Source organism: Micromonospora sp. ATLC20 (assembly GCF_057196585.1).
The window spans coordinates 1-5733 of sequence record NZ_JBXUOV010000266.1; the positions used below are offsets into that span (position 1 = coordinate 1).

The window sequence follows — 5733 nt, forward strand, 5'->3', positions numbered from 1 at the left end:
CCGTCGGCCGCCGAGGTGGCCGCTGCCGGCGCGGCCGTTCCCGCAGCCGCCGGTCCCGCCGCACCGCCGGACACGACCCTGCCGGACGGCTCCGGGCTTCCCGGCCCAGGGTCAAAGGCGGCCGGGCTTCACTCGGCGGGGACGAACGTGGCCGGGACGAACGTGGCGGGGACGAACGTGGCCGGGCCTCACGAGGCCGGACCGGTCGCGGCCGGGCTGAGCGTCGTCGGGGCGGAGGCGGCCGGGCTCGACGACATCGGGCCGGCCGCGAACGGACCGGATGCGGCGGCGCGGGACGTGGCCGGGCCGGTGCTCGGCGGCGGCGCGGGCTGGGCGACCAGTCCGACGATGACGCTGCCGGTACACCGCCCCGCACCGGCGCCCGTCCGCTTCCAGCGCACCCCCGGCGACGACGCGCGGGGCGTACGCCCCGGCCCGGACCTGGACGAGGAGCGGACCTGGTTCCGGCGGGCGTTCCGCCGGGAGATCGCCGCCGTCGCCGCCGACGTGGCGGACGCGCTCGCCGCGCATCCGGCGCTCGCGGCCGGCGCCGATGCGGTGGAGTACGCGACGGCGGTCCGCCTCTACCTCTCCGCCGCCGGCGACGGCCTCGACCAGGCGCTGCGGTCCGCCGAGCCGGGCGGTCACGTGCCGTTCGCCAGGTGCGTGTCGGCGGGCGTACGCCGGTTGCCGGTGCACCGTGGCGTCGCGTACGCCGGTGCCGAGCTGACCACTGTGGACCTGCGGCGGATCGCGCAGCGCCGGTTGCTCACCGACTGGGGGTTCACCAACGCGCTCGCCGAGCCGCCCGCCGACCTGCCGGGCACGGTCGAGGTGCTGATCTGGTCGGCCACCGCGCGGCGCACGGCGGCGTTCGAGACCGCCGACGGCGTGCCGGCCCGGGTCCTGTTCCTCCCCGGTACCGCGTTCACGGTGCTCCAGGTGCAGGAGCCGGACGCCGGTGTCCCCGCCCGGCTGCTGGTGCGGGAACTGGCGGTGGAGGAGCCGCCGGTGGACGGGCGGGTGCGCTTCGACGCTCTCGCCCTTGCCGCCCTGCGCCAGCACCTGGCGCGCCGCACCGGTCCGGGTACGCCGGTCCCGGCGGCCGCCGCCCGCCGGTTCGTGGGCGTACCGGGGCTGCGCTGAGGCGTTACCGGTCGAGACCGTCGCGCAGGGCGGCGAGCGCCGCCCGCTGCGCCTGCGGCAGCCGGTGTCCCGCCAGGGCCCGGCGTACCAGCTCGCGGGCCGCCTCCGGGGCGCGCCGGGAGAGCTCGGCGCCGTGCGCGACCAGCCAGTCCACCAGCCACTCGTCCACCTCGGGCGGCCCGGCGAGCAGGTGGTCGGCGACCCGGGTGACGGCCCCGCCGTTGTCCGCGAGCGCCTGTGCGGCGTGCCGGTGCAGCGTCGGCCGCAGCGCGGCGGGGATGCTGCCGGCGAGCGCCCGCCGCAGCACCGGTTGCCGGAACGCCAGCTCGCTGCCCGCGTCCACGAGGACGTCGGCGGCGACGGCCTCCTCCAGCTCGGCCATCAGGTCGAACGGCGACCTCCCGGTGACCGCCGCGACCTCGGCGACGGCGAACTCGTCGCCGAGCAGGGCGGCGTAACGCAACGACTCGCGGGCGCCGGGGGAGAGGTGGTCGAGGCTGGCCCGCACGGTGTCCAGCAGCGCGCGCGGCATGTCGTCGGCCCGCGCGTCGACCTCGGCGAGCCCGTCGACGACGCGTACCCCGTCCTCGGCGACGAGGCCGCTGACCAGTTCCCGGGCGTACAGCGGGTTGCCGGCGGTCAGCGGCGCCAACGACCGCAGCGTGGCGCCGGGCGGCACGCCCACCGTCCGGCCGAAGATCTGCTCGATGTCCGACGGGGGCAGGGGGGTGAGCCGGATCAGGTGCCCGTCGCGGGTGCTCACACCCCGCCGTACCCGGGCCAGGTCGCGCCGGCCCGGTTCGGGCCGAGCGGTCGCGACGAGCAGCAGCGGCAGCCACCGGGTCAGCGCGGCCAGCCGCTCCCAGGCCAGCAGGCTCACCTCGTCGGCCCACTGGAGGTGGTCGACGGCCAGCACCAGCGGGCCCGTCGCGGTGAGCCCGCGCACGTGGTCGAGCACCCGGTCGACGGCAGCGGCCGGGTCGTCGTGCGGCGCGTCCTCCAGGCGCAGCGCCCGGCGCATCACGTGCAGCGGGATGCGGCTGCTGAGTTCCTCGGCGCTGCCGCGCGCGATCCGGTGGCCGCGGGCCCGCGCCTCGTGCAGCGCCGCGTCGAGCAGCGCGGACTTGCCGATGCCCGGCTCGCCCTCGATCCACACGATCGCGCTGCGGCCCTCGCCCACCGCGTCCAGGAGGTCGCGCAGCAGCGCCAGCTCGGCGTCGCGTCCGACCAGGCGTCCCCGTCGCGCTACGGGCGGCGCGGCGGGCGCCGCCACCGCTGCCGGTGCCACAGGTACGGGCGGCGCCGGCTCGGCGAGGATGCGGCTCTGCAGTTCGCGCAGGGCCGGGCCGGGCTCGACGCCGAGTTCGTCCACGAGCACCCGGCGCGCCGCGTGGAAGACGTCCAGGGCCTCGGTGCCCCGGCCGGCCCGGTGCAGCGCGCGCATCAGCAGCTCGTGGAACGGCTCGTGCAGGGGATGGTCGCGGACCAGCGCGGTCAGGTCGGCGATCAGCGCGTCGTCGTCGCCGCCGGCCAGCACCAGCCGGGCCCGTCGCTCCGCCGCGCCGATCCGCAGCTCGGCCAGGCGGTGCCGGTCGAGGTCGGCGAAGAGTCCGGTGACGTTCGCGTACGCCTCGCCCCGCCAGAGCGCGAGCGCCTCGTCGAGCAGGGCGACGGCCGGTCCGGGCCGCTCGGCGCCGGCCTGCGCCCCGGCCGCCTCGCACAGCGTCTCGAACCGGTCGGCGTCCAGCGCGCCGGGTTCGAGGCGCAGCGTGTATCCGGCCCGGCCGGAACGCAGCAGCCCACCGGCCGGGCCCAGGGCGCGCCGCAGACCGGAGACGTAGGTGTAGATGTTGCCCGCCGCGGCGCCCGGCGCCGACTCGCCCCACAGCGCCCGGATCAGCTCGGCGCGGGTGACCGGGCGGTTGGCGTTCGCGGCCAGCATCGCGAACAGGGCCCGCCTCCGGGCCGGTCCGAGGTCGATCTCGACCTCGCCGTTCCAGGCGCGTACCGGGCCCAGAACGGTGACGCGCAGTCTCCTCACCGCTGCCCGACGACCGCCGGGCCGACGTCCGCCGACGGCCCGTCCGGGCCGGCGATCCGGTTCATCTCGGCGCGCGTCGCGGCGTCCCCGGTGTGCGCCGACACCCAGGTCGCCTCGGCGCCGGCGGGCAGGCCGCAGCGGTGCAGCACCCGGGCCAGTTCCGCGGTGAGCAGCTCGCGGGACGACGCGGACAGGCCGGGCGAGGCGACGGCGTGACGCAGCACCGCGATCGCGGGCGCGGGTGCGGTGGCGCCCAGCTGCGCGGCGTGCGCGGTCAGCCAGTCCTGCACCCAGGCGTCGACCGGCACCGGCCCGGCCAGCAGCTGGCCCGCGACCCGGCCGAGGTCGCCGCCGGCCTCGGCGAGCCGCTGGGCGAACTGCCTGTGCATCAGCACCCGCAGCGCGGTCGGGATCGCGCCGCGCAGGACCCGGCGGATGACCGGATGCCGGAACCGCAGGCGGCGCCCGTCCTCGACGAGGATCCCGGCGGCCAGCGCCTCCTCCACCGCGGGTACGAGTTCCGGCGCCGACTTGCCGGTGACCGCGGCCAGGTCGGCCACCAGGTAGTTGTTGCCGAGGAACGCGATCGCCCGCAGCAACTGGCGGGTGTCGTCGGCGAGCGGTTGCAGGTGCCGGGAGACCGCGTCGGTCAGTTCCGGTCCGGGTGTGTCGGCGGTCCGGCCGTCCCGGTCGGCGAGTACGAGATGCCGCAGGTAGTACGGGTTCCCGGCGGCCGCCGCGACGAACGAGCGCACGGTGCCGGGGCCCGGGCCGGGTGGGCGGGACCAGGCGCTTACCAGGCCGGTCGCGGTGTCGTCGTCGAGCGGACCGAGGTCGACGAGCGTGGTGCCGTCGCGGGGCAGCACCCGGCGCAGGAGCCGCACCTCGTATCCGGCCGGGACCGGGCGGGCGGCGGAGACGAGCAGCAGCGGCAGCCGGGTGGTGAGCTTGTGCAGCGCGTGCCAGACCAGCAGCGACATGTCGTCGGCCCACTGGAGGTCGTCCAGGACCAGCAGCAGCGGCCGTTCGGCGCACCGCGCGACCACGAACCGCTGGACCGTGTCGATGACGGTCATGGTCGGTGGTGCCCCGCCGGTGCAGGCGTGCAGCGAGGCGGGCAGGCCGTCCGCGTCGTTGCCCAGGGACAGGCACTCCAGCACGATGCTCAACGGCATCCGGTACGCCAGCTCGTCGCCGACGGCCCAGCCGACCTGGACGCCGAGCGGCGCCGCGCCGCTGAGCCCTTCGGCCAGCAGCGCTGATTTGCCGATGCCCGCCTCACCGCTGATCCACATGCTGCCGCCGCGTCCGCCGGCGAGGCCGGTGACCGCCGCGCGCAGCCGGGCCAGCGCGGCGGAACGGCCCCGGAAACCGTGGTGCCGGGCCGGGACCGGTCCCGGGCCGCGTACCGGGGCCGCGGTGGCGCCGGACAGCTGGTCGTGGATCTGCCGGACGGCGGCGGCGGGTTCGGTGCCCGACTCCTCGACCAGCCGGTCCCGCAGCGTGGCGTAGAGCGCGAGCGCCTCGGCGGTACGCCCCTGCGCGGCCAGCGCCCGCATCGCCACCGCGTACAGGCTCTCCCGGGCCGGGTGGCGGTCGACGAGCGCGAGCAGACGGTCGACGACCTCGGCGCCGCGTCCGAGGCCCAGCATCAGCTCGGCCTGGCGTTCCACAGTGGTCAGGTACAGCTCGCCGAGCCGGATCCGGTGGCCGGCCGCCCGCGGTCCCGGTACGCCGACGAGCGCCTCGTCGCCTCGCCACTCGGCCAGCGCGGCGTCCAGCGCGGCCAGTTCGCCCGTCGTGTCCCCGGCGGCGCGGGGTGCGCGGCTGCGTTCGCGCAACCGCTCGAAGCGGTGCACGTCGACGGCGTCGGCGTCGACGTGCAGCCGGTAGCTGCCGCCCTCGGAGGTGAGCACCCGGCCGGAGGACCACCTGTCGCGGTCCGGTTCGAGCATGCGGCGCAGGGCGGAGACGTACGTGTAGAGGTTGCCGGTCGCGCTGGCCGGCGGATGGTCACCCCAGACGGCGGAGATCAGTTCGTCCCGGGACAGGCCCCGTTCCGGGGTGAGCGCCAGCGCGCTGAAGACGGCCCGGCGCTGGGCCGAGCGCAGTGGCAGTTCCCGCCCGGCGAACGTGATCCGGAGACTGCCCAGCAAGCGGATGTCGAAGCCACTGCACTGTGCCGTCATGCCGTCCTCGTGGTGACCGGATACCTGCCTCGGTGACAACCGTTCGGCGGAACCCTAGCCCAACCATCTACCATGTCAACTTCGTGTGGATGGCCGAAAAGCTTACGGTGCAGGGCTTTCCGGTGCGCGTGCCGTTCATCTTCGGCCACCGCCGGTCGCGCTAGCAGGCAGTCTTCGCGAGGCCGGTCCGGACCGTCCACGACGGACCGGGCAGGGGCCGGGCGTGCCGGCGAGACGATACTCACCTCGGCGGGGGGGGGGGGCGCGGGGGGGGGGGGGACAGGGAGCGGCGGTGGTGCGGGCTGTGGTTACCAGGGTGGCGTTGTCGGGGGTCTGGGTGCCGTCGGGCAGCAGCAG

At 76.7% G+C, this 5733-nt stretch carries 2 protein-coding genes and 1 pseudogene; 1 reads left to right on the forward strand and 2 read right to left on the reverse strand.

Translation table 11 applies throughout. From position 1 onward, the window contains the following. Positions 1-1146 (forward strand): annotated as a pseudogene (locus AC2CHG_RS29645) (hypothetical protein); the annotation flags it as partial. A gap of 4 nt (positions 1147-1150) precedes the next feature. Here AC2CHG_RS29645 and AC2CHG_RS29650 read toward each other — a convergent pair. Both AC2CHG_RS29650 and AC2CHG_RS29655 read right to left on the reverse strand, forming a co-directional pair. Beyond that, positions 1151-3187: an ATP-binding protein gene (locus tag AC2CHG_RS29650; RefSeq protein WP_484526042.1), complete on the reverse strand. Its 2037-nt coding sequence runs from the start codon at positions 3185-3187 to the stop codon at positions 1151-1153. Continuing rightward, complete coding sequence (locus AC2CHG_RS29655; RefSeq protein ID WP_355510727.1) at positions 3184-5376, reverse strand: ATP-binding protein; 2193 nt, start codon at positions 5374-5376, stop codon at positions 3184-3186. Before AC2CHG_RS29655 ends, AC2CHG_RS29650 begins: the two co-directional genes overlap by 4 nt. Positions 5377-5733 lie beyond the last annotated feature (357 nt).